This is a genomic window from Micrococcus sp. GbtcB5 (assembly GCF_019091605.1).
GTDB classification, from domain to species: Bacteria; Actinomycetota; Actinomycetes; order Actinomycetales; family Micrococcaceae; genus Micrococcus; species Micrococcus luteus.
This window is the reverse complement of record NZ_JAGXJK010000123.1, coordinates 1-331: the sequence shown is the minus strand read 5'-3', so window position 1 is coordinate 331 and position 331 is coordinate 1. Positions and strand designations below refer to the sequence as shown.

Annotated in this window: 1 protein-coding gene; it reads left to right on the top strand. The window is 66.5% G+C overall.

Annotated elements, in window-relative coordinates; translation table 11 throughout:
* Nucleotides 1-130: 130 nt before the first annotated feature.
* Nucleotides 131-331: DEAD/DEAH box helicase family protein (locus KVS67_RS14170; protein WP_254629360.1), on the top strand; the 201-nt coding region annotated here is incomplete at its 3' end.

Sequence of the window (331 nt, the reverse complement as noted above, 5' to 3'; positions counted from 1 at the left end):
TGAGCCCTACGACCCGGAGCGGGACGCCGAGCGCCTCGACCGCGAACTGCGACAGGGATCATTCACAGACCGCGGGGACCGCATCGGCCTCAGCGGTCTGGACGTACACCCGTATCCGCACCAGGCGAGGATGCTTGATGGCCTCAACGCTGAGCGCGCGCGTGGTCATCACCGCAACCTGCTCGTCGCGGCCACCGGCACGGGCAAGACGGTGATAGCTGGCCTTGACTACCGGGACATGGCACTGCGTGCCGGTTCGCCCCCAACTCTTCTCTATGTGGCGCACCGGGAAGAGATTTTCCGGCTTCGCGGTCGTCGCGGCCGGGTATCT